The sequence below is a fragment of the Paenibacillus sp. MSJ-34 genome (assembly GCF_018918005.1).
Lineage (GTDB): Bacteria > Bacillota > Bacilli > Paenibacillales > Paenibacillaceae > MSJ-34.
In genome coordinates, this window is record NZ_JAHLPR010000053.1 from 13,959 (window position 1) to 39,865 (window position 25,907).

Consider the following 25,907-nt stretch of genomic DNA (forward strand, 5'->3'; position numbering starts at 1 on the left):
ATTCTCATCTTTTTCCTTTATGTATTTGTCTTATTTCAATCCACGCATCCGCGAGGGATGCGACGTTTAAACCATGATAAATCTTTATTTAGAAGTTATTTCAATCCACGCATCCGCGAGGGATGCGACTCAAATACCGCGGCTTCGTTCGCTGCTTGATAAATTTCAATCCACGCATCCGCGAGGGATGCGACAAAGCCCTCCTTTATGCGATCATCGCCCTTTTATTTCAATCCACGCATCCGCGAGGGATGCGACGATAACGCGCCATTGAAAGTCCCATCCGCCGATCATTTCAATCCACGCATCCGCGAGGGATGCGACGAGGGCGGAGACGCGTGGAGACGGGATACAACAATTTCAATCCACGCATCCGCGAGGGATGCGACTCCGATTTTCAATCAAAACGACTTGAAAAATCGTTGTTACTCATTAAAAAACACACTCGAGTCCACAAATTTTCCTTTTAATTACAGGTTATTTTTGGATATTACAATAATATAAGTAAAAATTCCGGTGCGAATCTCCCTAGTAATTCATGTTCGCTTCACATTCGCACTACAAGATTAAGGGGCCTTCGATATCGATCGATTCTTTGATACCAATATGTTCGACCTTGTTCTTATAGTTGTTCCCGAGTTGATAGAATCGCAGACTATCCCGATCCACATCGATAACATCCATCAGTTTCATCTTCAGAACAGCGAATTGGGTTGCATCTACAACGCATTCAAATACCGAATTTTGGACGCGCTGGCCGTAATCCTGGCATATTTTCGATACTTTGCGCAACCTCCTCTGACCTTCGCTATTCATCGTGCTTACATCATAGGTAATTAATATGAGCACAGATTACACCTACTTCCACAGAAATGGAGGGTACTCGTCAAGGTCATTGCGCAAATGACGGGCCAATAATAGAGCTTGTACATGCGGCACCAAACCCCACGGGATTTTTTCTCCCAAATATGGATGTGTGATCTTCTCTTGTTTTTTGTTCTGCCATGCCGTGAGAAACTTTTTTCTAGCCTCATCCGTCATGATCACTGCGCCGTTCTCCTTTTGAATAAAATCCTCCGCGTTGACCACTTTTTTATTAATTAACGACAAGACAAACCGATCTGCAAAAACGCCGCGTAATTCCTCCATCACATCTAAGGCTAAGGAGGCACGCCCGGGGCGGTCTCGATGCATAAATCCAATATACGCATCGAGTCCAACCCCTTCCAAGGCAGACGTCATATCATTGGCAAGCAGCGTATAGGCTAAAGACAACATGGCGTTAACATTATCCTGTGGGGGTCTTCGTGAACGAGTCAGAAAATAGAAGTCCTCTTTTTGCTGCAATATCATTTGATCAAATAGTTTGTTATAGGCTAAAGCAGCCTGGCCTTCTAATCCCCTGATCCGCTCCAAATCTTTACATTCCCGAACCGCTTCCATAATAGATGTTAAATGTTGGGATGCCTCCTTAAATCGGGTGACATCTATACGTAAAGGATAATCTCGGGTCATTCTTTCCAGCATCCACTTTTGATTATATATTTTACCTATAATAAAATTTCGGGCAATTCTCGCCGCTAGGACTTCATCTTCGGAGATAAGGCATTGCTTTTTTCTTAAAATAACATTCCCCTTGCTGGCTCCTATAACCCTTGCGAGGTATCGTCCGTTCATCGTTAAAAAGACGATGGAGATGTTCCTCTCCGCGCAATATCCCATGAATGCCGGACTGGCTCCCGTATAACCGAAAGCCACTACCGATTCCAAATTGTGGAGCGGGAGTCTCCCCAGCTTCTCTTGGTCCTTAAGAAGAACAATATTATCCCCGTCTAAAGATAAGTATACATCCGGTTGTGTAATAAACAGCGTATTCAAAAGTTTCTTCATTCTTTCATTTTCCCTTCGATATAACTGCGTACACTTCGTTTATTCAGCACTTCCGGCAGACAGATCGATTGAAGAGAGCAACTCCGGCAAAAGGGGCCTGTCTTCACTTTAGGCGTATATCTGCGTTTAAAGTAATCATGCATCTCGGCGACAAGCAACTTCACCTTATTTTTCAAATCCGTTGTCATTGGTACTTCGATCCTATGTCTAATCTCATGATAAAACATATAGCCAACGTGAATATCACATAGCAGCATTTCTTCAAGACACATCGCTTGCGCGGTTAGTTGTAATAGGTCCGCATCGTCCATCTTCGGTTTTCCTCGTTTATATTCCACCGGATAGGCGATATATTTCCCATCGGCCCCATGGATTTCAACACCGCGATCATCCCTGATGAACTCAACCACATCGCAAACGCCGGTAATTTTAAGATTGTCGGATTTCACTGGCATCGCCCGAACGGTGAGTTTATTACCGCGTTTTTCTTTCACAAACGGTTGATCCGCCTTACGGTGAAGATACTGTCCCTCCACAGTTTTAACGTTTTCTTCCCATTGCTGTTCGATATGAATCAACGCCCACTGCCGCTTGCAAAATTGAAAATGTTGAATCCCGGACAACATCAGGTAGTCGTCGTCTTCATTAAAGGCCATTTACGATCTCAACTTTCAATCCGTCCAATTCGTTTAATTCAATAGAATAATCATCGAATGATTTCGGCTCTTCAGCCTTCGGTTTTATCGTCAATGATCGATGCACCTTTGCGGAAGAATATTGCCCCAGCTTGGAGGAATGCTCCCACCAATACACTTGATGGACTTCCATACTTCCGTCCGGTCTGGCGGAAGAGGCGTCGTTTTCAAACAATGTGACAAGCGCTTGCTTGATTTTATCGGCATCTTCGTTTGTAAACCCGGTTTTCTCGGCCAATTGAGTATTAATGCTGCCATAAAAAACATATAACCCGTAATCTACCCGATGCTTCATGCCCATCGTATCCGATCCTCTGTCTTTCCCCGGTTCGGAATTGACGCTCTTCGTAATCTGCATGCTGGTAATGTCAATCGGAACCACGCTGGTTGCCGTATGGATCGACACAGGGCCCCTTATCCCTACTGAGACGCCTCCGCCTTTGGCACCGGAACCTTTGAACGCGAATACTTGGCCGAAACTGCGAACATCAAGCCACTCTCTACAGGCAGCCTGAGCGAATTCATCAGTAGAAACATCTTTGGACTTCAGAAGTTTTCCCAACTCCTCATTCGCCTCGGCACGCTCCCTTAAGCTGTTGAACGAATCCGCCTTGCGATCGTTGGACTGAACAAAAATAGGTTCTCCCATATCCTGCAAACGGTTTCGAATTTTCCGCTTAATAGCGACATCCGAAATTTCGCCATGGCCGTCATAGTTTTGTCTCGGACGATTTCCATTTAACGGGTCCCCATTAGGGTTCGCATTTTTCACCGATAGCACAACCGCAAAATCGATTTTATGATCCAAAACTGACATCATAATCACTCCTCGTCGTTAGATGCAACCATGGCATCCTCATTGTTTTCTTTTTTCTGATAAAGTTCATGCCGCTGGCTGTAGAAGCCTAACAAATATTTACCCGACAACGGTTTATTGTTGAAATCCTCCGTTTTAAATTTGGATGCGATTTCATCGATAATTTTGGTCAAGTACGTCGCTTTTGTGCCTAATCGTGCTTGATACGGTTGCAGACTCTTCTGAATGGTCATCCATGTTCGTTCGGGATGCATCGAGAAAGAATTCATATATCGAATTGCGTTGCTGGAACGCGTCTCATCCCCTAATGCCCGTCTTTCCAATACATCCGCTACAGCCAACAGCCGGCCGAATAAATAACTGCGATCGTCGTTTTCTTTATCCAGCGCCAACTTTAATCCCTCCTCTTTATTGATCAAAGCACACGCAATGCTTAACGTCTTCTCCCATTCCCACTTTTCCATCGATACGGGATTGGATGCTCTGCGGAATGCGCTTGTTAGAATGTCTTGAGGTATTTTAACGCCATCCACAATACATGGCAGCATTCGTTCCATTAACCCTTTAACAAGCTTATCGCCCGCCCTTGGCCCGTATGCGGCAAAGGCGATGTCTTTCGTGGCCGGCGCTCCGTAAAACTCGATAAATTCTCCCTGTTCGTTTTTACGGTAGCGATGAAGCCATGCACAAGCGGTATGCCACTTTTTCAATCGGTCCAAATAAAGTTCTTTATCCATGTTTCGATAATATAGGACAGCCATTCTGCCTGTGGTCGCCGAATCTAGAACCATAATATTGACATCGGACTTACCGGACAAATCATTTCTATAGCCGTCCAACGCTTTGGACACTTGGCTTGCATACTCTTGATTCGTATTCGATTTTTTGACTGCAACGGGTGCCGACGCAGGGCTAATGGAGTATGTGTCTTCACTTGGATCGGGTATATCGAGAGAATCGTTCCCCCAAACCAGGAATACCCTTTGATCGATCGTTTTCCCCTGGCGATGAATCAACCATTTCAAAGCATTATGGGCCTTCTGTGAAACTTCGTAACTGATACTGGCCGCTTCATTGCTTGTCGTAAATCGGCCGCGAAATGTAAAGCCGCTTGTATCGTTTGCAGAGATTAACTTGGCCTTATCCGCCGCGTTTCTGATCTTATTCGCGTGCCTGTCGGTGCTTGGGAGCTTTCTTCCCGTTACGTAACAAATATCCTCGCCGCCTAACAGATTTTCATAATACTTGATGAAAGAATCATACATCCCCGAATCCTTCCAAACTGGGGATAATACTTCTTCACCCGGAGAATAAACGTTGAACCTTACAAACGCGCTTTCCTGCCCCCCGGCAACGACGGAAAAGATGGGAGGCCGCTCTCCTTGCCCTTCCCATTTCTCCATGAACCGATTATTCCCGTCGACGTACAGAATACGCTGAACGATTAAATCTTGAATTAACCGTCTCTTGCTTAAATACCGGTAGATACTTTTCACTTTGGAATGCGCATACGGCGATTCGGCCCAATTCTTCAATGCTTCAATATAATGCGAAAAAGGTTCCTCTTCCTTAATCTCGCCGCCATAGGTTGCAAAATCGCCGGCAACATAGCTTAATTTATCATGCAGCGGATAGGGGGCGATGACTGAACCGGCCCGACTTGCGGATTTTTCGGTACACGGGATTAAAGTGCTCGCGTCTTCTTTATCAATTACGATAGCCGAATGAAAATTTCCGTCCTCGGTAATCGCCACTTCGATATGAGCATTTTGCGTCGTATGGGAGATAGGCAAGAGCGTGTACTCTTGACCGTTATACTTTTTTTCAATCTCGCCGACACGATCGAGATTGGATTGATAGGTCTCAAATAAGTTTAATAACCAGCTCATGGATTCACCCCCTCTTCCATCTGGGCATACAATTCGTCCGCCGATTCCACATTGGTTTGGTCAAAATGCTTCGGCTTCATGTCCGCGATTTTGCGGATTTGCGTGCACTGTTCAGGCCTGATAAATTGAATGACGCCATTTTTCATCACCGGATTCCAAAGGCGCACTTCCAATTGATCTCTACCCGTTTCATCCGGATAATTGATGCCATGCACCATATTGCCTAGATGGATATCGCCGTAGTTATCGTAAAATCCCTCCCCTTCATCGAAGGCGCAAGGCTCCACATACCCTTGGCATTCGCGCGCGCCAAGGAAAATATCTCTACGACCTCCGGCCTGAAGCGATCGCTTGAAAATGTTATGGTGCTTGAATTCGTTGCGGTCATGAGCCAAGTCCGGCCGATTCACATTGAATTCAAAATAAGCCCTCACCCGATAACGAACGTCTCTCAAATAGGTGTAATTGGCAAGCGTATTCCCTCCGCCGTACTCGATCGGGCGCACCCCTTTGGATTCCATTCGAATGGGGTTCATCACGCGCACAGAGTCGATGATCATCATGATGGTGGGTTTCCAATAGATTGATTCCACTATCCCCTTTAGAGACTGATAAGTCGGCACCTGGTAAGATAACTTCTCCCCGCCCAACTTGGTTAATGGATCGGTAAATAGGGCGTAATCTCCGGAGACTTCAAATTCTATCGAGTTTCTCATGGATTTCACCTCCTTTCGCGATTTCAATAGATACTTAAATCGAATTGACTGTCGTTCTCGACATCGAGACCAAACTCATCGCTATATGCGCTTTCTTTCAACACCAGCACCTTTCCATCAAGGCAACTTGCCAGTCCTCCGTTTTGCGATAATATCCTCAATTCATGATCGAACAAATTGATAGTATACTGCTGCGCTCTCCGCAATAATCGGGTAAGGTCTTCAATTCTGCTATGGCCGCTCAGTTCAGCGATGATGTCTTTTCCTTCTTCCCCATATGGCACGATAACCGATGTCGTAAGGTCGTCGATAACACGGAAATGTTCCGCCGCGGTGCGGTAACTGTTCGCCAAAAATAAAGGAGGACGCTCCTTATATTTGCTGCGATATTCTTGAAAGTACGGGTTGTCTGCTATTTTCGCCGACAACAATGTTGTCATGTCTTTCCTTAGTTTCGGTATGAAATAATTCAAGTCCGATGTAAACTTCGTATAGAATTCTTTAAAATACTTATCCATTGCTTGAACCGACAGGATGTGTCCGCCATGGTATGTCCGATCGCGCTTCAAATCAATAAGAATTCTCTTCGAAATTTCCTTGCCAATTTTAATTTCTTTTAACCGATTCAGATTTTCCTCAGCATGGTCGATGACATAGACTTGTCGGATTTCCCGCTCACCGTGCCGATTGCAACGCCCTGCCGCTTGCGCAATGGAATCGAGCCCTGCCAGAGAACGAACGACACATTCGAAGCTTACGTCAACCCCCGCTTCGATCAACTGCGTACTAACGCATACGATTTTATCGCCCTTCTTCAAATGTTCACGCACTTCATCTAAAAGATCGTTTCGATGCGCAGCGCACATTGAAGTGCTTAGATGATAGATGGGAACGCTGCTCATTGTCGTTTTCAATTGTTCGTATAGTTTCTTCACAACGGTTTTTGTGTTCAATACGACAAGAACGCTTTGAACTTCATCCATCTTCCCGGTAATAAATTCACATAGCTTTTCATTATCAAATTCTTCGCTGGTTGCTCGATCGATGACTTCCACCCGTTTGAACGATGCAATGACATGATCCAAATTATCGATCATTTCCGCATCCGGGCTGATCTCCAGTCTGCTTTCAACAAAGTCTAGCGCAGGCTGCGTAGCCGTACACAGTACGATACCGGTTCGACCGTAAGTTTGCAAAAAGTTCAATGCTTGATTAAATAAAGAGACGCAGGAAACGGGAACTTTCTGTACTTCGTCGAATACAATGACCGATTCGCATAAATTATGAAGCCGTCGAATATTCCTGCTGCCCTTGGCGTAGAACACATTTAAAAACTGCACCATGGTTGTAAAAATAATGGGAGAATCCCAGTTGTCTTTGGCAAGTTTCAATTTTTGCCGCACATTCATGAAACCGTCGAAGTTCTCATCGTCTTCGTCGAGATCATCAACCACATTGGAATGATGCTCCAAAATGTTGACATCATCCATGAGAATTTTGCGAACTTCCGCCGCGTTCTGTTCTATGATTGTCGTATATGGAACGACGTAAATAATATGTTTCTTGCTGTATTTCATAGCGTGCTTTAATGCATATCTCAAGCTGGCCAACGTCTTTCCGCCGCCGGTTGGAATGGATAGCGTGTAAATCCCCGACGGCCTCTCGGCAAAACGGTCGCATTGTTCCGACATCTCGCTTCTTAATTGATGAATCGGTGAACCGTCGGCCCGATTCGCGAAAGAGTTTAACTTATCCATCAGACTTTTATAGTAGGCAGCGAAGAGTTCGTTATGATCTCTGATAGATTCTTCTGTCTTGTTCTCCTCAAACAACCGGGTGTTCGTTCGGTCCGCATCAATTAATGCGCTGAAAATAAATTTGGTTAAAAACATGGCCTTCTCTTCTGTGCTCGCGGAACATTCTTTCGCTATAAAGGCTTCTAATTCGGCTGCTGCCTTATCCGCGTAACTATGGAATTCTTCTTCGCTCATAACGTGTTCAAAAAATAATTGTTCCGTCCGTTCAAATTCAACCAACACTTTATCGCGAACGCGATGCAGATAGTCGGATTCTAATTGTTGATTCAGGAAATCGTGAAGATAGGAATGATGAGATATAATTGCATTGCCTACAATTTCGGCTAACAACCCTTTATACGGTTGGCCAATCCCGGGATGATACAGCTTGTATAATAATTTCCCGCCTGCGGTTGAATGATCGACGCTTCCTCGCTTCGGCGGAGAATCGGGATTATGAACCGCTTCTAATATGTATTGTCTAAACTCATTCGTGTATTTTCCCAAATCGTGAAGCATGCCCGCTAATCCGGCGATATGTTTGACACCGATTTTTTCTCCGAACAATTCCGCTAACTCTTTGACCCCTAGTAGATGCTCCTTCACGGTTTGTTGTTGATGGTCAATTTCACGGATGTGAGCAATATAAGTCATTTCTGCCCCCCTCACCCATAATCAGTTCAAAATACCTATTTGATCTTGCTTATTAGTAATTCGACAGAATTCTTCAATCCCCTTCCAAATTACCCATAATTTTCGACAATTCGTCACCTTATGCTTGCAAAACAAAAAAACACCCTCGGTTCTTTGAGAGTGTTAGTTTGTTCGATTAGCGCTCCGGGTTCCGCGTGTGACTATAGGAATCCAGCATCCGCGAAGGATTCGACAAGCGGGAACGCATAGCGTTCCTACCTTTGATATTTCAATCCACGCATCCACGAAGGATGCGACGTTTCGGATCTGTTGTTCCTGTCGACATCTTCAAGATTTCAATCCACGCATCCACGTAGGATGCGACGTAAACGTCCCGCCTGCAGCGGACAGATCCCCGCATTTCAATCCACGCATCCACGTAGGATGCGACACACAATCTAAAATTTGGGCTGATGAACCTGAGCAATTTCAATCCACGCATCCACGTAGGATGCGACGGCAGGCCGGCTCATTCAAGTTCAAAACCTTCCGCAATTTCAATCCACGCATCCACGTAGGATGCGACTATTTGGCCGAGGCGTTGCGTCAAGCTTGGGCTATTTCAATCCACGCATCCACGTAGGATGCGACACTCCTGGTAAGACAATGACATCCTGCTGCGGATCATTTCAATCCACGCATCCACGTAGGATGCGACCGCCGCCGCGTCTTGTCATAATGCCATCTACCAAAAATTTCAATCCACGCATCCACGTAGGATGCGACTTAGCTCCATTTATTATCTTCTCCTTTATTTACAGGATTTCAATCCACGCATCCACGTAGGATGCGACCGCGTAAAACCAGACTTTACTTACGCTCCGAGATGATTTCAATCCACGCATCCACGTAGGATGCGACACCAAGCCGACCAAGTCCAATGGCATGCGTACTCATTTCAATCCACGCATCCACGTAGGATGCGACTAAAAAGAGAAATGTTGCTATGCGTAGTTCCTTCATTTCAATCCACGCATCCACGTAGGATGCGACGGTTTCCGGGACGCGCTGGGCAAGTACTTTATATTTTTATTTCAATCCACGCATCCACGTAGGATGCGACGATGTTTCAAATGATTGGATACGTTTCCTTCTATCCATTTCAATCCACGCATCCACGTAGGATGCGACCGAAAACGTTGATTGTGCCTGTATCGTTACAAACATTTCAATCCACGCATCCACGTAGGATGCGACTACAGCCGGGGGATAATTTACTCAAGGTATCCCGAAATTTCAATCCACGCATCCACGTAGGATGCGACTGATGCGGATGATAGTGATTGGAATGATCTTGTAATTTCAATCCACGCATCCACGTAGGATGCGACATGATTAGCTGTCTCGCTGTGGTATTGTGCAAGATTTCAATCCACGCATCCACGTAGGATGCGACACAGGCAGCACGGACATGATGGGCAATAAAGTGTTCATTTCAATCCACGCATCCACGTAGGATGCGACTGCAACTAATAATATAAAATATACATAATGGAGATTTCAATCCACGCATCCACGTAGGATGCGACGTTCCTAACTCGATGTGCTGCTGGATGTTCTCGACATTTCAATCCACGCATCCACGTAGGATGCGACCAGAAGCAATGTTTGGGCACGCTTCAAAGATTCGCATTTCAATCCACGCATCCACGTAGGATGCGACGTCGTCGAGTTAGCCCGGCGGAACTGGTCGGATGAATTTCAATCCACGCATCCACGTAGGATGCGACTCCGATTCATGAGCATGCGTTCTTTGGGTTTAACGTATTTCAATCCACGCATCCACGTAGGATGCGACTCCGATTCATGAGCATGCGTTCTTTGGGTTTAACGTATTTCAATCCACGCATCCACGTAGGATGCGACCTTTCGGACGCTCCTCGGATGATTTCAATGGTAATTTCAATCCACGCATCCACGTAGGATGCGACCGACCCCGACATCGTAGCAGGATTACTGGACAAAACATTTCAATCCACGCATCCACGTAGGATGCGACGCTTTTTCTCTTCCAGCAAAGCGCCATATGATTATTTCAATCCACGCATCCACGTAGGATGCGACCAAGTACCACTCCTTTTGGATACTGCCTATATACCTATTTCAATCCACGCATCCACGTAGGATGCGACGGATGAAGTCACAACCATCGAAAACTCTGTACTCCGGATTTCAATCCACGCATCCACGTAGGATGCGACTGAAACTGCCTCCGAGGAGATGATGTGCGATGAAATTTCAATCCACGCATCCACGTAGGATGCGACGTTCTTTTTGGCGTTCTGCTTCCTCTTTCCATGCTTATTTCAATCCACGCATCCACGTAGGATGCGACTCCGATTTTTCATCAAAATGACTTAAAAAATCGCTATTTATTATCAAATATACACTCAAACCCAGAAAATCGCTACTTATCGCAATGTATTTTTTGGATTATAAACTAATAAAAGTTAAAATCCTGGTGCGAATGTCCCTGCAAATTCATGTTCGCTTCACATTCGCACTTTCCTGACAATCGTCCGGCCGCCGATCCCGTAATCGGCGGAAGAATGTTCTTACCCAGTACTCTTTTCCCTCTCAACTTTATACCCGATCTGCTCCAATTTCCCTTTCCAATTCCCAATATAGAAGCAGCAGAATCCGATCACCGCGCCTACCGTATTAAAAAACAGATCATCTACGGTAGCCGAGCGTGTCGTTGTAAACAGGACTTGGGTCAATTCGATCGTCGCGGAGAACCCCAAGCCCAGCAAGGCGGTTATATAGATTTTTCTGGCAAATGGATACAGCATCGGCATAAACAAACCGAATGGGACCGTCATTACGATGTTCGCAAGCGAATAGTACCATTGCTGTTTTATGCCCGAGATCCCTCCAAGCTCTGAAAAATAATGAAGTCAATCGAGACCTGTCTGGGATACAATCCGGGAATCGGAATAACAAAATGAAACGGCTTGAGGGTAAAGTAAGAAACACCCAGCAAATATAGAAAAAATATAAACAATATCCATTCGCGATATCGTGTAACGGGCCGTTTCCTGCGAGCTTTCCATCGGAACAGGAACCATGCCGCAATCGCGGCGCATGCCAGAAGTATAAAGTTTAGTTTAAACACCATGAAAAAGTTCCTCTTCCTTCTCGATTGTTGCTATCCAAAAAATCTACTCAATATCCTATTCATGGCCGGGAAGCTACTTCTTCAATATACCCAAATATTCTATCCAAGGTCCGACATCCGCCTTGTATCGCTTGGCCATGACTCGTACGATTTGGGCGATATGCGTCAGATCGTGAGCAACCCATGTGGAAAGCAATTCTCTTACCTTCACTACACCAAACGCAGGGTGCGAGCCCGTTAACTCCAGATGCGACTCAGGGTCGACAAGCTCCTTCAGTTTCGCTATATTCTGCGCTCGAATCGTCTTAAATTCAAGCAAACTTTGTGCCGTCGATCTGTCGGAGCTTTCTTGCAAGTGAGCGTAACGATCGAATGGAGGAAACGGTTGATCTTCGCCCACCTTCAGAATCCATTCCAGCCGGGGGATCCAATTGTTTTTTTCTCCCTCAATAAGATGCTCGATCACTTCCGTAACATTCCAGGTTCCTTCGCCTTCATTACATTGAAGCCACCCATCGGACAACCCGGTTAGAAAATACTCCAAAGTTTGCGGCGTGCGTTCCAGAACCTCAATCGCTTCATTCATATGAAAATTCATATATAACTGCTCCTTTCTGCGAGCCCCCCGCTATGTAACTGCAATGATCCATTTACAAAACCAAATTCGGACGAATTTCACCTGAGCAACTGCAAATATCCATTAATTTCCTCCCATATGGACGTAAAATCAGAAAAACGAGCCCGATTAGCTGGATATTTGCAGCTACTGCCTGCCAAAAACCGTTTTTGCACCAAAATAAGTGGATTTTCGCAGTTGCTAGATCCTGCCATCAAACACTTTCATTTCGGCCTTTGACCGTTAGCGATGCTTCGTGGAGGATATGGGATCCCCCTATCCGGTCTAAAAAAGAGCCTTGCGGCTCTACGGCTCTCCGCAAGCCATTCTCGCGAATGGGTCAACATAACCGCAAAGGCAGAGAACCCAATCCCCGGAACAAAATGTTCGGGCGCCAATTCGGCTTGTCGTCTGCGAGACGCATTTGCGGGAACCGTTCCAACAGCACGGTCAAGGCGATTTCGCCTTCCAGCCGTGCGAGCGGCGCGCCAAGACAGAAATGAGGGCCGGAAGCGAATGCCAAGTGGCGGTTCGGCGAGCGCCCGATATCGAACCGGTTCGGCCGTTCGAACTGGGCCGGGTCGCGGTTGGCCGCTCCGAGCATCACCGTGACGGACTGCCCCTGGCGGATGATCCGGCCGCCGATTTCGTAATCGACGGATGCTAGCCGCGATGTCATCTGCACCGGGCTTTCGAACCGGAGCACTTCTTCGATGGCGGAAGCGGCCAACTCCGGCTGTGCGAGCAGCCGGGCGTATTGCTCCGGATGGCGCTGCAGCGTTAGAACGCCGTTGCCGATCAGATTGACGGTCGTTTCATGACCCGCTACGAGCAGCAGCACGCACGTCGCGATCAGTTCCTGCTCGGTTAGCTTATCCCCTTGCTCATGAGCGGCGAGCAGTTCGCTAATCATGTCTTCGCGCGGAGCAGACTTGCGCTCGGCAACCAATTGGCGGAAGTATCCGGCAATCTCTTCGGCGACTCTTCCGGCTTGTTGCGCAAATTCGAGCGGCTGGTCGCTGCCTTCAAGCACTCTGCCGATCATAGACGACCAATCCTTGAACCGATCGCGGTCTTCCTGCGGCACCCCGAGCAGTTCCGCAATAACGATGACCGGCAACGGATAAGCGAACGACCCGATCAAATCGGGCTGCTGTTGTTCGGCCATCCCGTCGGCAAGATGTTCCGCGATGGCGCGGATTTTCGGCTTGAGCCGTTCTGTCGTGCGCGGCGTAAAGGCATGGCTTACCAGGCCTCTCAGTCTCGTATGAGCCGGCGCGTCGCGAAACAGCATCCAATTGCCGAGCAATTCGTTGACCGGCCTCCATTCGGCCGGCGGCGGAGGCGCTTGCTGCTGCTGATGCTGCGGAAGAGCGTTCCGATATTCGCGCACGAACAACGGATCCTTCATGATCCGGTTGACGTCTTCATACCGGGAGGCTACCCAGTAGCCGTTCTCCTCTATGTAATAAAGCGGTTCATGCTCGAGCAAATAAGCATAAAACGGATACGGATCATTGTGCAACCGATCGGAATAGGTCCGGAACCATGCTGCAATATCAGGCTTTGGGGAGGCCGGAGGCTGTTGGTACAACGCTATCACACACCTTCCATAAACTAATATAAACGGATCGCAATCTTAGTTGATACCCTGATTATACCTTACGGCAAGCCCCCGCCATCAAGGGATAAAATCCTGATATCCCATTGGTCGATGTTCTTTTAATCAAAGAGACATCTGCGAAAGATGCGGCGGACCGCTCTTTATGATAAGCTTAGGTTAAACTGCTATCGGCGGAGATCAAATTCAGGAGGTATGATTGCGTTGAACGTTTTCGAACATGAAAAGTAACTTGGCCATTGGATCCGAGGTCCTCCCTGGGAAACAGCGTGGTTTGTTTTTAATAATGACTATACTGTTTTAGGAGGATACGCGATGTTATACGATCAAACGTTTTTGGATGCTATTAGAGATGCGAATCAATCTTTTACCGGTTGGGATTTTTCACTCATTACGGACACCGGGCGGATGCAGTATCAACTGCTGCCCTGGTCTTATGGGAGCATAGTCATCCCCTTTGTCCAACGCGCCGACTCCATGCTCGATATGGGTACGGGCGGGGGAGAATTTCTGTCGGGTTTACAACCGTTTCTTCCCGCATCCGTTCATGCAACCGAGGGATACAAGCCGAATGTGCCCGTCGCCGCGGAAAGGCTTGGACCTTTGGGCGTCAACGTCGTGTATGTAGAAGATGAGGACAATCTTCCTTTTGGCGATGCGTCTTTCGATCTCATCATCAATCGGCACGAGTCTTATTCGCCCCGGGAACTGAGAAGGATCATTTCCGATCAAGGTATCTTTATTACCCAACAAAGCGGCGGCACGGACGCCTGGCAAATGAACGAAAAATTCGGGGTTCCTTTAAATGAAGAGTTCGCCCATTGGAATTTGAAAGTAGCGGCGGATGAGCTCAAGGAACATGGTTTCAACGTGACGGAGCGCAAAGAGGAGCTTGCTGTACAACGTTTTTACGATATTGGCGCGTTGGTTTATTATTTACATGCCATCCCTTGGCAGGTGCCGGAATTCGATCCGGAACGTTATCTGGATTCCTTGTATGAAATCTACGGTATCATTCAAACGATAGGCTATTTCGAAGTCACTCAGCATCGTTTCCTGATTCAAGCGGAAGCGTACTAATGAAGAGAGGTGGAGTAGTCCCGAATGGGAGACTCCACCTTCTCATTTCCTATGCATTGCGACCCAGCCTGGGTAATCATGAATCGCCAAGCCGGCATAGCTTGAATACCGAGCAAGCTTCCGGTGAGCCGTTTGCAGTTCTTTTTCCATCGCCTCCACGCTCATGGAATAGAACGACGCCCGATCGCTCTCGGAATTTTGCGCGGTTTCCACCGCAACGATCACTTGCTTACGCAGCGTAGACGCTTCTCTCATGATTGCATCGGCATTCTCGACGATCCCGTCCTTCCCTAACGCTACATTGCGATAATCCATAATGACAAGGCGATCGAACTTTTCCAACAACCATGCGCTGAAGCTGTAATCGGTCTCGGGGATCTTAACGGTATGCAGCCAAAAAGGAACGTCGAACGTAACGGTCAAGCCGCTTCCTTTCGTTTCCTGCTCGATCCATCTTGCATTGTCCATCCACTGTTCCAGCAGCGCGTTCCGATCCGTCTTCCATTCCGGCAACAGATAAGGTTCAATATCAAAATGCAGCCCCTCAAATCGCTCATTCGCTGCAACGGACGCGTTGTATTTTCCGACCCATCCGATCAATTTCCGCATTTGTTCCCGCTTCGAACGATAAGCCCAATCGGGGCGGCCCGCCAGCGCTTCGACCTGGATTTGTCTCTCTTGTGCCCGTCGAATAAATTCAGCGTACGTCTTGGAAGCCATGTCGGTATCGATCTGAAGGTATAGATTCGTCACGCCGTTATCGGCCGCAAAACGCAATACGTTGTCCGGCTCCGTCTCGATCAAGCTGCTGTTCCAGATCCACGTTCCTTTCGCTTTCGCAGTAACGACAGAGACCAGATTGCGATCCGGATTCCAATCGACCTCAGCATGGAACACTTCGCTAATAAAGCGAAGCGGTACCATCGTGCGGTTATTTCTGATTTCGGCCGGCACATCGAACGGTACTTTCTTTCCATTCACTAGCGCATAATTTTGGCCGATCGTCAGCATAATACTGTCTTTTTTATACGAAAAAACGACTTGTTGCAACGCCTTATTCCATTTCATGGTCGCGCCAAGTTTATCCGATATGAATTTTACCGGTACCATCGTACGGCCCGATGTCCTATCGATATACGGCGGTTCGTCCGGGAAAGAGACAAGCTGTCCGTCCACGGTAACTTGAACTTGGGAAGCGTAGGCAGCGGGGATCAAAATAATGAAACTTAATAGGATAGCGACAAAGTATAGCGGCCATTTGTTCATCTCGTATGTATTTCCTTTTATAATGTAGTATGTTATGTAAAAGCGAGGCCCCTCCCCCATCCGCATGATCGCGGCAAGCCGTGAGGCTGTCGTGTCATGGCAGAAGACGAGCCATTCGCCGATAAAAAGCTCTACGAATTTGCAGTTTCTCTCCAGCGTTCGTAGTCATGGATGGAAAATCCGCCATATCCGGAATATCTCCTCAGGAAATTATGGCTTAACCGCATTTGCCAATTCAAACTGGATGTCCCTTCTTTAAAAAAAGTCGTATGCTCCCCTTCATTCGTCGGGGCCGTCTCCAGACCGATAATAACAGGCTTCCCGATGCGGGTTCCTTCTTGGACCATCGGCAGCGCGGTAGCAATAATCCCGTTCGACCCGACGGCGAAATTCCGGTAATTCATCAGCACGATGCTGTCGAAACGCTCGATCATCCAAGCGCCTAAGTTCGTATCGCTGTTGGGTGCGGAAATTTTATGAATCCAGAACGGAAGATCGGCCGATATTCGCAAGGACGTATTCCGCTTCGCTTCTTGAACCAGATACTCCATATTGTCCGTCCATTGGCGGACGACATGCTCCTGATCCTTCTTCCAATCTTCCAGCAAATACGGTTCAATATCGACGTGAATTCCGTCGAATGCGGCCTGTTCTCCAGCCGAACGCTGATAATCTTCAATCCAACCTACGAAGGATTGAATATCTTGTTGATAACCGGACAAGCCCCAGCGCGGATCTCCTCCAAGCGCCTCCACTTCCATTCCTTGCCGATGCGCTTCTTCAATAAACTCTCGATAAGGCTCGAGGTCGGTCGATTTTCGGTTGACTTGCAAATAGATGACGGTCACGCCTTGCTCTTGCGCAAAGCCGAGCATCTCATTTCTATCGTTCGACGCCGTCGGCACGCTCCATACCCAGGTCGCTTTGACAGGCGGATCTTCGAAACCCCATTTCAGAATAAGAACAGTCGCGATCAAAACGCAGGAAAGCATAACGATGATGATGATTCTAAGACGTGTCACAATTCCTCCTTATGATACGTTGGTGTCGGTTCTTATGTCTGTTTGTCGTTTCGGTATATTCTATAATAACGAACCGTTGAATTCAAGGACGCGCCGTTCTGCCGGGAAGGGGGGCTTGCTCTTGGACAAAAACAAATACGCCCGTGCGCCCATGGAATGGCGCGTTGCTTCGGGCATATTGGGAAACGTCTATTGATGCAAACAACAGGGGTGTGTGTATAAAATTGGAAAGCAATGAAAGGTCTCTATTTAACGAGCAGCATCCAACGCTCGCCTAACTTTTCTTGCGAAGACAAGCGGTCTGTCCACTGCTTCAATATTGATATAAATTAAGCGCGGCCGATCGAATAGCCATTCGTTACGGACGGAAGTCACTTTTATTCCTTCGTTACGAATGGCCCTGATGAATTTATTGACTTCCTTCTCCAAGAATGCCGCTCTGCCTAAACAAAGCGCTCTGCCGGTTTTTTCATTCAACGATTCGAACGAAAAAGAAGAGGTTACTCTAAATCTTTTCCCCAAAATTGTTGCTCTTATCTGCTTTCGGTTTATTGTCGCAACGCATTTTCCGCCGGCAAAGCCGGGCTGCCCCCCGATAATCCTAGCGAACTGCTCACACAGCGAACCGTTATTGGGCATGCCTCTTTTCCTCCCCTGTTTTTTGTTTATGGTATGTGCACAGATACAGGGGGGAAACGGATTAATGCCTAAGAAAGGCAATCTGAGTTGCCTATACGATCAAGTGGTTCGTATTCTCATTGTCTCCCCGGCTTCGCCCATAGAAGATGAACCGACTTCAACAGGTGGCTCTCCGCACGGGTAATCAACATGCCGGATTGGCGGACCAAATCGGGCATATTCCTCGTATGGTGGCACCCGATGGCTCGAAACAACAACGGGTCGAGCATTCTCTGAACAGTGGCAACGACTGCATTCGAGCTGATCCCATGTTCCAGCAACAGAATAATCCCTTCCGGCTTGCACCAACGTCGAAGCTTATTCAGGACACGCAGCGGATTCCCATAACTGCAGAAGGATAATGTGAGACAATCGTATCGAAGGAATGGTCCGGGAATTCCAGTTCTTCGATGTCTGTCAATATAAAGTCCGCATCAAGCCGACACCTGACCGCAGCTTCCCGCGCTTTCTTGAGCATCTCGCGGCTAAAATCGGTCGCAGTCACCTTCACTCCCGGTGGATAATACGGGAAGTTCGCTCCCGCCCCCACGGCGAGTTCAAGCACCTCACCGTTTGCATGGCTAAGAAGGTTCCGGCGCCATCTCCGCAGTGTCTGGCCTTCCTTCCTGCTGCTGTATTGAGCGGCTTGCCTATCGAACAATCGAATTTGCTTTGTCTTATCCATCTCATTCCCCAAATGAAACATGATTACATCTCCTTGTATCGGATTTCGTGGAAATCAACAATCAACTTTCGAATACTGGTAGATTACACCATAGAAGCACCGAAATGACCGGGCTTGAGACCAGAGAAAAAGCTGGACCAAAGTCCTGCTATTTGCAAAGCGCCCGAAATGATTCGTTGACGCACAAGTGAATAGTGTATATATTATATATATACGGTAGTTACACTATTGGCGGCTGCGAGGTGAACCATGAACATTATCATATCCAACGCATCGAGCGATCCGATTTACATACAGATTATGAACCAGATTAGACAGAGCATCTTGAGCGGCGAGTTGCGTGCAGGCGACAGCCTCCCCTCCATTAGGCAGTTGGCCAAGGATTTGCAAGTGAGCGTCATTACAACCAAGCGCGCTTACGAAGAGTTGGAGAAAGAGAAGCTAATCGACTCTGTCGTAGGCAAGGGTTGTTTCGTATCAGGAGCGAATAAAGAGTTCATACGGGAGCAGCGCATGAAACGACTCGAAGAGAAGATGATAGAAATCATTCGAGAGATCAAGGAATTACATATGAGCCGACAAGATTTAATCGACCATCTGACTTTATTGTACGAGGAGGAAGAGATGCCATGAATGCTATAGAATTACGTAATCTAACGAAAACATACCCTCAATTTACTGTCGATCATGTCTCTTTGGATGTGAAACAAGGCTACATTACCGGACTTATTGGCCCGAATGGCGTTGGCAAAAGCACCTTGATCAAGATGATGCTCGGCATCATTCGTCCTGACTCCGGGAGCGTGAAAATACTAGGCTCCGATATGCCTAGAGAAGAAGTTGACGCGAAGCAGCGCATCGGCATTGTGTCGGATGACTGCTTCTATTATGAGCATCTTACGATTCGCGACTCGAAGAAGATGATCGCGCCTTTCTACAAGAAGTGGAACGAAAAGAAGTTTAACAGCTATCTTGAACAATTTGAATTGTCCCCCAACAAGAAGATTCAAGAGTTATCCAAGGGGATGAAAGTCAAGTTTTCCCTTGCCGTTGCCTTATCGCATGAGGCTGAGCTCTTAATCATGGATGAGCCTACCTCCGGACTTGATCCTGTTTTTCGAAGGGAAATGCTTGATCTGCTTGCGGATATGATGCAGGACGAGAGCAACTCGATTATTTTCTCGACCCATATCACAACGGACTTGGATCGCATTGCTGACTATATCGCTTTCATTAATCGCGGAAAACTCGTATTCAATGAAACAAAAGATGAAGTGCTCGAGCGATACGCAATCGTAAAAGGCGACGCACAACTGCTCGATTCCGATACTCGAAGCAAATTTGTCGGGATTCGCGAAACGTCTGTTGGTTTTGAGGGCTTGGTCGATCATAGGCAGGAGGCCGAACGGTTGTTTGGAAATTATGTTGTGTTTGACAAACCGTCCTTAGAAGACATCATGTATTTCACTGCCAAGGGAGGACGCATTCATGCTTAATTTACTGCGCAAAGACTTCATCGCCTTAAAAAGCTCACTATGGATGGTTATCCTGTATCTGGCTGTATTCAGCGCCTTTTTTATACCAAAAAATTCATCATTGTCGATTTACCTTGTGGGGATCTATACGGCATTTGGCTTACTTAATCTGGGTGTCACGATCGATATCAAAAACAATAACCATCATTTTCTGGTCACGCTGCCTATTAAGCGCAAACATATTGTTCAAGCCAAATACATAGCTGCCATCATCTATACCCTTTTTAGCGTCCTTGCTTCTTACGGGATTCACTGGCTTGTTAAACAAGCAATCTTAGAGCTTCATATGCCGGACTATTCGGTCTTGGACATTCTGGTTCCGGCAGGCATAGTGCTTCTTCTCGCTTCCATCTATTTGCCGCTTTTTTATGCATTTAGCAAAAAAGGAAACTCTGTTATCTTGGCCGTATTCCTTATCATCATGATTGTTCTGGCGCAGCCGATAGGCATGCTTATGAATATGGTGAATGAGAGCGGCTTTAGCAGTCGCCAAGCGTTATTGCTTATCCTGACCGGTATCATATTGTTATTCGTTGCTTCCTACTACCTCACTTTAAAGCTGTTTACTAAAAAAGACTTGTAAGAGGCCGCGCAATTGTATCGCCAAGTGATAACTGTTTAAGACCGAAGGGACCGCCTTCCCAAGAAGGCGGTTCATTGAACTGATCGCAATCCATTCGTTCAACAGTAAAGTTCAAACATTTTTCTTTTCAAGTATCATGTGATCTTCAAACTGTTCTTGTAACTGTTCAAGCGTCTGAACGAGCGGTTCAATACCAAAATCATTGTATATTTCCGCTTCGCTCCGGTAAGCAATCTTTTGTAATAACAGGATTTCTCCAGCGTCGGATATGGAGGCTCTTTCAATTTTCATAGTCATCTCAACTCATCCTTTCTCGGCTCATCTGTACTCTTCTTAGCACATCTAATCTGAATTTATCATACAACATTTTGCGTTCTATTGCCCGTTTGATTAATATGAAAAAGCCCCCGATCATCGGGAGGCTTATCAAATTCGTATGAGCAATCGTTGGCTTGAGGAACTTGCTTGACATCATCATATTTCGCATCCAGCCCCGATGTCGGTTCATCCATGATCAGCAAATCGAGTTCATGCGCTTATTTATTACCGAGTTGTTCCGCCAAACCGATTAGAATCCCTTCTTTTCCACGAATGTAGCAGAGCCGATACGAGTCCTCGTACTGAACCACTTCGCCAACGAGTTGAGCGCCATGCTTAATGAGTCTGGATACCATTTCGTCGATATCTTCAACGGTGAACATGACGCGTAGATAACCGAGGGCATTTACAGGAGCAGTTCGGTGATCTGATATAGTGGGTGGGGTGAGAAATCGCGAAAGTTCAAGCCGGCTGTGGCCATCTGGGGTAACCATCATAGCAATCTCTACACACTGCGAACCCAGCCCGGTTACGCGACCGGCCCATTCACCTTCGACAGTAGCTCGCCCTTCGAGCTTCAAGCCAATCTCCTCGAAGAAAGAGATGGCGTCATCAAGGGATTCTACAACGATGCCAACATTGTCCATTCTTAGTAATTTGTTTTTTTCCATATTTTTCATCCCCTTATGTGTACAAATTTATTACCTGATCATCTTCATATTTATTCTATCAAAAATCGCCAATTCCTTCCAAACAATTCGCATGTGTCTTCTTCGTATTGCATGCAAATTGCGGTTTTCCTGCCGGTGTGATGCTGCCGTGCGTAACACCTGGGATGTCCTAACTCCTGAATCTAACCGTACATTTTCTAAATTTTTCTGTTATAAATTTTAACTGTAATTGGAGCGATAATCAAAACAAGCAGTATGCCGATAAAGATGGTCATTGATGCACTTGAAGTGAACTGTCCATGGTTTGCTAAATCTTTAAAAGCAGTGACCAAATAAGTAACAGGATTATATTCGGCTACTCTTTGTAAAAAAATTGGCAAAGTGTTCGTAGGCACGAAGGCATTGGATAAAAACGACATCATCATCGTGACCATTGTCGAAACACTGGAGATCGTTGCTGAGGATTTGGATACCAAACCAATTAATGCAAACACCCAACTGATTGCGCATGCTCCAAAAATGGCCAGAAGTGAAGCGACGATTAGCCAACCCATCCCGGCTTCCGGACGCCACCCAAGAATGAAGCCCGTACCAATGGAGAATAATGCTGCCATAATATATCGCAAAATATCCGATACCACTAAACCGGCTAGTGGAGCAATCCGTACAATGGGCAGTGATTTAAACCGATCAAAAACGCCCGTATCCAAATCTTCTCGTAATTGTGTACCTGTTGCCGATGACGACATGACCAGGGTTTGAATGAGAATTCCCGGCACGATGATTGGCAAATATTCTTGTACGCCGCCAGCAATTGCGCCTCCGAACAAATAAGAAAAGACAATCATGAAAAAAATGGGGATCACCGTTACATCAATCAATTTATCGGGATTATGTTTGATTTTCAGGATATTTCTTTTGGCCATGACTAAAATGTCAACCAAGGTACTCTTTACGTTGTTTTGTTTGCTTACCACGGATTCCATGTTCATTTCCCCTTTATGATTTCGTTAATTCCAGAAACACTTCATCAAGCGTTGGTTTTCTAACCGAAAATTCTTTGATCTCTATATTTTGCTGAGTAAAACATAAAAGTAATTTCGTCATGACTTTTGTGTCAGCCAGCTTAACGGTTAATTTGGTTCCTTCGGGTGAAATCATGGCTTCTTGCGCGATTTCTGTCTTGATAAGTTGCTTGGTTCTTTCGGTATCCTTCATATGCTCCAGAGTAATTTCAAATTGAGTCTCACTTAAAAGAGACTTCAATTCATTTGGCGTTCCCAGTGAAATGATTTTTCCATGATTGATAATGGCTAGCCGGTCAGCCAGTTGATCCGCTTCCTCCAAATATTGCGTTGTCAGTAAGATCGTTGCCCCGTCGCTTGCTAGGTTGCGAATAGCTTCCCACATTTCTCCTCTTGTGCGCGGATCTAAGCCGGTTGTTGGTTCATCGAGAAAAATTAAGGGCGGCTTCACAATTAAACTCACTGATAAATCCAATCGTCTACGCATCCCGCCCGAAAATTCACGAATGGGCCGATCCTTTGCCTCCGTTAGTGAAAACTGATTGAGAAGTTCAAGCGCCCTCGCTTTGGATTGCCTCGCCGATAAACCATTCAATTGTCCAAAAAGCTTCAAGTTTTCCATCGCGGTCAATTCCTCATCAACGGTTGCATATTGCCCCGTTAAGCCAATTAAGCCCCGAACTTTTCGAGCGTCTTTTGTGACGTCTTTGCCAAAAATCTTTGCACTGCCTTCCGAAACTTTAGTAATCGTTGCAAGCATTCGTAAGAAAGTTGTCTTTCCTGCACCATTCGGACCTAGAATGCCGAAGATCTCTCCCTTTTTTATATCCAAAGAAATTCCATCAACGGCCCGTTTGTTAGGAAACTCTTTCACGAGCCCTTTCGTTGAAACGGCTAGCTCTGTCATCTCTTTTCCCCTCCACTCATTTTATCAGGTACCCTTACAAATAATATAAGGTACCCTTACTAATATGTCAACAACATAATTTGAGTTATTTCGGTGACCTGATAAAATAGAGGTGTACTGAGAAAAGATAAGGGGAAATTGTCATGGATGAAAAACAATTGAATATCGATATAACTACGAATTTTATGAAATATAATGATTTACTTACCGTGTTCTTAAAAGAAAGCATGCTTAAAGGCAGCGTGTTTACCGTTCAAAATCGAGGGCAAGGAAAAATATTGAATATCCTTCGCCAAACACCACATATTTCTCAAAAAGAATTAGTCCGTCAATTAGATATGCGCCCGCAATCGGCTTCTGAAATGATTAAAAAGCTGGAAAAAAAGGGATTTATCGAACGGTATAAATCTGAAGAAGATCAACGCGTGATGATGATTACGCTAACTAAAGCCGGCAAAGTGGTATTAAATCAAAACGGAGATTTTCAGCCTGTATTTTTAAATGTTTTAACGATCGAGGAAAAACAACAATTCAATCGAATCCTTGAAAAACTTGTATCAGAAATTGAACCCGAAGTCGCTAAATTGCGAAACAAGCATTAAGGCAGGTAAATCCATGGAATCGAAATCAAACGACCCTTGATTCGAACCTCCGGACATATTCATCATTCGTTTATTCAAAAAAAACGAAGGGGCTGTCCAGAAAGCCAGTGAAAACTGACTGCTGACGCCCCGTTTTTGTTTGACACTTACAATTTTTAATTTTACATCTATATAGAATGAATGTTTTTACTTTTCATTCCTTGATCCACGGGGAATCTCCGTGTCCAAGGTGTAACTTTCTTTCATTCATTCCATTTCTTACCGCCATAACCCTTATATGTTGCATAAACTTCATCTGCATATAGATTTGCCAGAATAGGACGGCCATAAGAATCTGTAGCTCCCGGATACCAGTAATCTCCTCCGTTATAGTGTAATAAGCCGTTATATATGTTGCCGAATTTAACAATCTTTTCATCTAAAATCATTGCGCCCATGCTTACCTGATCTTGTTCACTGCTGTGATTATAAGTACGGCCAAATTTTGAGCTGAATTGAGATAAATAAGCATTACGTGTGTTTGGTTCTACCTGCATCAATCCGTCGCCAGCTGATGGACTGCCTGGCAAGCCTGCTCCAAAGCTGCTTTCCTTTTTGATCACAGCACTCAGCAATAAAGCAAAATCCCCGCCTTTGCCAAATCTATTGTCCACATTCATTACATATGTCCATATGTGGCTTGGAACTTCGGAAGGCTTTGTTACGGAAGGAGACGGTGATCCCGTATAAATCTTTACCGATGACATTTTGTCATTGACAGTGTTGCCGACCCAGGAAGAATTTGAAGTATAGGTCCATTTTGTTCCTCCAAAATGATCATGCTCATATACTTCAACGGTCCAGCCGCTAGGAACCTTGAGAGAGGACATCCAGTCATTCGGAATTCCGTTTGCGTTCAACTGAGACAGTGTATAATTGCCTATTCCGAGCGTTACTGCTTTCCCACCATAGTTTATATCTGCATAGAATGTTACTCCGTTTGTTGTCGGTGGTGTGGTTCCGCCGCTACCGCCTTTCTGCCATAAAGCAGGAACATTGGATGGTTCCCAACCTACGAGAGAAGTATGTGCCTGAAGACAGGTATACGTACTTCCACTATATGTTACTGTATCATTTACTGCATATGCAGTATTTGGAGCCCATGCTCCTCTAGCGGCTGCGCCTACCGGTAAGACTGCGCAAAATGTGGATATAAATACTGCTAAAACTACCATAAGCGAGAGGGCTTTAAAAGAAAACTTTTTATTAGTCATTTTCAGACCTCCTTGTATTGATCTGTGGCTCACCCATGAGACGAGCCGCAGGTTTTAACGGTTATTTCAATGTATGAAGGCAAGCACTATTTGGGAACGCGTAATTATCGCTTAATGCAGAGGGTTAAGCCTCCAGTTGTAAAGGACAGACAAGACAAATCATCTGAGGAATTATCACAAATTCGAACCCGCATCGAAAAAATTGAAAAGATGCTTAGTGAGGTAAAGTAAACGGCGGTAAACAAAGATCTATATTCCACAATGGTTAAAAAAAAAATTACCTTCGGACAATCTCTCGGAAAATGAAATAATCCTAAATTTCGAAAGTACCGTTCATTGAAAACATAAAAAAGTGCCCAAATCTTTGGTAGAATGGTGTTTGTCGAGAACACTACACCCAAAGAGAGGAGCACCTTTTAGGTGAAGTCTAC

General features: G+C 45.8%; 25 protein-coding genes and 2 CRISPR repeat arrays (1 of these 27 only partly in view). Of the genes, 5 read left to right on the top strand and 20 right to left on the bottom strand.

Translation table 11 applies throughout. From position 1 onward, the window contains the following. A CRISPR array of direct repeats spans window positions 1-389; the repeat unit is 32 nt; unit sequence ATTTCAATCCACGCATCCGCGAGGGATGCGAC (it extends 1,168 nt beyond the left edge of the window). A gap of 169 nt (window positions 390-558) precedes the next feature. From cas2 to KQI79_RS22835, 10 genes are all read right to left on the bottom strand, one after another. Continuing rightward, window positions 559-849: a CRISPR-associated endonuclease Cas2 gene (gene cas2, locus KQI79_RS22790; RefSeq protein WP_216540612.1), complete on the bottom strand. Its 291-nt coding sequence runs from the start codon at window positions 847-849 to the stop codon at window positions 559-561. Window positions 850-858: 9 nt separating this feature from the next. After that, on the bottom strand, window positions 859-1,890 hold the full coding sequence (gene cas1c / locus KQI79_RS22795) for a type I-C CRISPR-associated endonuclease Cas1c (RefSeq protein ID WP_216540613.1): 1,032 nt from the start codon (window positions 1,888-1,890) through the stop codon (window positions 859-861). Continuing rightward, a complete protein-coding gene (cas4, locus tag KQI79_RS22800) occupies window positions 1,887-2,546 on the bottom strand; it encodes a CRISPR-associated protein Cas4 (protein ID WP_216540614.1) in 660 nt (219 codons plus the stop codon). The genes cas1c and cas4 overlap by 4 nt, the downstream gene beginning before the upstream one ends. Then, window positions 2,536-3,402 carry a type I-C CRISPR-associated protein Cas7/Csd2 gene (gene cas7c, locus KQI79_RS22805; protein WP_216540635.1) on the bottom strand — a complete coding sequence of 289 codons (867 nt, stop codon included), beginning with the start codon at window positions 3,400-3,402 and terminating at the stop codon, window positions 2,536-2,538. The genes cas4 and cas7c overlap by 11 nt, the downstream gene beginning before the upstream one ends. Before the next feature lie 5 nt (window positions 3,403-3,407). After that, window positions 3,408-5,291, bottom strand: a complete 1,884-nt coding sequence (gene cas8c, locus KQI79_RS22810) for a type I-C CRISPR-associated protein Cas8c/Csd1 (protein WP_216540615.1) — start codon at window positions 5,289-5,291, stop codon at window positions 3,408-3,410. After that, window positions 5,288-6,007 carry a type I-C CRISPR-associated protein Cas5c gene (gene cas5c / locus KQI79_RS22815; RefSeq protein ID WP_216540616.1) on the bottom strand — a complete coding sequence of 240 codons (720 nt, stop codon included), beginning with the start codon at window positions 6,005-6,007 and terminating at the stop codon, window positions 5,288-5,290. Before cas5c ends, cas8c begins: the two co-directional genes overlap by 4 nt. Before the next feature lie 23 nt (window positions 6,008-6,030). Further along, window positions 6,031-8,457: a CRISPR-associated helicase Cas3' gene (cas3, locus tag KQI79_RS22820; RefSeq protein ID WP_216540617.1), complete on the bottom strand. Its 2,427-nt coding sequence runs from the start codon at window positions 8,455-8,457 to the stop codon at window positions 6,031-6,033. Between the two features lie 265 nt (window positions 8,458-8,722). After that, window positions 8,723-10,831: direct repeats of the CRISPR family, unit length 32 nt; unit sequence ATTTCAATCCACGCATCCACGTAGGATGCGAC. A gap of 220 nt (window positions 10,832-11,051) precedes the next feature. Next, window positions 11,052-11,366, bottom strand: coding sequence for a VanZ family protein (locus KQI79_RS22825; RefSeq protein WP_367398233.1), 315 nt, complete (start codon window positions 11,364-11,366; stop codon window positions 11,052-11,054). A gap of 321 nt (window positions 11,367-11,687) precedes the next feature. Beyond that, the gene (locus KQI79_RS22830; RefSeq protein ID WP_216540619.1) at window positions 11,688-12,212 is read right to left on the bottom strand and encodes a DinB family protein; all 525 of its coding nucleotides are present in this window, start codon (window positions 12,210-12,212) and stop codon (window positions 11,688-11,690) included. A gap of 358 nt (window positions 12,213-12,570) precedes the next feature. Next, window positions 12,571-13,824: a cytochrome P450 gene (locus tag KQI79_RS22835; protein ID WP_216540620.1), complete on the bottom strand. Its 1,254-nt coding sequence runs from the start codon at window positions 13,822-13,824 to the stop codon at window positions 12,571-12,573. A 342-nt stretch (window positions 13,825-14,166) separates the two neighbouring features. On the opposite strand from KQI79_RS22835, the gene KQI79_RS22840 reads away from it, so the two are divergent. Beyond that, complete coding sequence (locus KQI79_RS22840; protein WP_216540621.1) at window positions 14,167-14,931, top strand: class I SAM-dependent methyltransferase; 765 nt, start codon at window positions 14,167-14,169, stop codon at window positions 14,929-14,931. A 42-nt stretch (window positions 14,932-14,973) separates the two neighbouring features. Here KQI79_RS22840 and KQI79_RS22845 read toward each other — a convergent pair whose 3' ends face one another. From KQI79_RS22845 to KQI79_RS27810, 5 genes are all read right to left on the bottom strand, one after another. After that, window positions 14,974-16,197 carry a copper amine oxidase N-terminal domain-containing protein gene (locus KQI79_RS22845; RefSeq protein WP_216540622.1) on the bottom strand — a complete coding sequence of 408 codons (1,224 nt, stop codon included), beginning with the start codon at window positions 16,195-16,197 and terminating at the stop codon, window positions 14,974-14,976. Window positions 16,198-16,328: 131 nt separating this feature from the next. After that, window positions 16,329-17,219 carry a hypothetical protein gene (locus tag KQI79_RS22850; RefSeq protein WP_216540623.1) on the bottom strand — a complete coding sequence of 297 codons (891 nt, stop codon included), beginning with the start codon at window positions 17,217-17,219 and terminating at the stop codon, window positions 16,329-16,331. Between the two features lie 249 nt (window positions 17,220-17,468). Beyond that, window positions 17,469-17,858, bottom strand: coding sequence for a DUF1259 domain-containing protein (locus KQI79_RS22855; protein WP_216540624.1), 390 nt, complete (start codon window positions 17,856-17,858; stop codon window positions 17,469-17,471). 116 nt (window positions 17,859-17,974) lie between these two features. Continuing rightward, a complete protein-coding gene (locus KQI79_RS27805; RefSeq protein ID WP_253298350.1) occupies window positions 17,975-18,178 on the bottom strand; it encodes a hypothetical protein in 204 nt (67 codons plus the stop codon). Window positions 18,179-18,219: 41 nt separating this feature from the next. After that, window positions 18,220-18,603 (bottom strand): class I SAM-dependent methyltransferase, encoded by a 384-nt coding sequence (locus tag KQI79_RS27810; protein ID WP_253298351.1) that lies wholly within the window; start codon window positions 18,601-18,603, stop codon window positions 18,220-18,222. 228 nt (window positions 18,604-18,831) lie between these two features. Between KQI79_RS27810 and KQI79_RS22865 the strand changes: the two genes are divergently transcribed. Genes KQI79_RS22865 through KQI79_RS22875 form a run of 3 tightly spaced genes read left to right on the top strand, consistent with a single transcriptional unit; the run spans window position 18,832 to window position 20,700 of the window. Next, complete coding sequence (locus KQI79_RS22865; RefSeq protein WP_216540625.1) at window positions 18,832-19,215, top strand: GntR family transcriptional regulator; 384 nt, start codon at window positions 18,832-18,834, stop codon at window positions 19,213-19,215. Beyond that, the gene (locus KQI79_RS22870; RefSeq protein ID WP_216540626.1) at window positions 19,212-20,078 is read left to right on the top strand and encodes an ABC transporter ATP-binding protein; all 867 of its coding nucleotides are present in this window, start codon (window positions 19,212-19,214) and stop codon (window positions 20,076-20,078) included. The genes KQI79_RS22865 and KQI79_RS22870 overlap by 4 nt, the downstream gene beginning before the upstream one ends. Next, complete coding sequence (locus KQI79_RS22875; protein WP_216540627.1) at window positions 20,071-20,700, top strand: ABC-2 transporter permease; 630 nt, start codon at window positions 20,071-20,073, stop codon at window positions 20,698-20,700. The genes KQI79_RS22870 and KQI79_RS22875 overlap by 8 nt, the downstream gene beginning before the upstream one ends. Before the next feature lie 111 nt (window positions 20,701-20,811). Here KQI79_RS22875 and KQI79_RS22880 read toward each other — a convergent pair whose 3' ends face one another. The 4 genes from KQI79_RS22880 to KQI79_RS22895 form a co-directional block, all read right to left on the bottom strand. Beyond that, window positions 20,812-20,997 (bottom strand): hypothetical protein, encoded by a 186-nt coding sequence (locus KQI79_RS22880; RefSeq protein WP_216540628.1) that lies wholly within the window; start codon window positions 20,995-20,997, stop codon window positions 20,812-20,814. Between the two features lie 239 nt (window positions 20,998-21,236). Then, on the bottom strand, window positions 21,237-21,689 hold the full coding sequence (locus KQI79_RS22885) for a VOC family protein (protein ID WP_216540629.1): 453 nt from the start codon (window positions 21,687-21,689) through the stop codon (window positions 21,237-21,239). 197 nt (window positions 21,690-21,886) lie between these two features. Beyond that, window positions 21,887-22,675: an ABC transporter permease gene (locus KQI79_RS22890; RefSeq protein ID WP_216540630.1), complete on the bottom strand. Its 789-nt coding sequence runs from the start codon at window positions 22,673-22,675 to the stop codon at window positions 21,887-21,889. 13 nt (window positions 22,676-22,688) lie between these two features. Then, window positions 22,689-23,621, bottom strand: coding sequence for an ATP-binding cassette domain-containing protein (locus tag KQI79_RS22895; RefSeq protein WP_216540631.1), 933 nt, complete (start codon window positions 23,619-23,621; stop codon window positions 22,689-22,691). Window positions 23,622-23,764: 143 nt separating this feature from the next. On the opposite strand from KQI79_RS22895, the gene KQI79_RS22900 reads away from it, so the two are divergent. Next, window positions 23,765-24,223, top strand: coding sequence for a MarR family winged helix-turn-helix transcriptional regulator (locus KQI79_RS22900; protein WP_216540632.1), 459 nt, complete (start codon window positions 23,765-23,767; stop codon window positions 24,221-24,223). A gap of 242 nt (window positions 24,224-24,465) precedes the next feature. Here the strand turns inward: KQI79_RS22900 and KQI79_RS22905 are convergent, their stop codons facing one another. After that, on the bottom strand, window positions 24,466-25,476 hold the full coding sequence (locus KQI79_RS22905) for a carbohydrate-binding protein (protein ID WP_216540633.1): 1,011 nt from the start codon (window positions 25,474-25,476) through the stop codon (window positions 24,466-24,468). Between the last annotated feature and the right edge of the window lie 431 nt (window positions 25,477-25,907).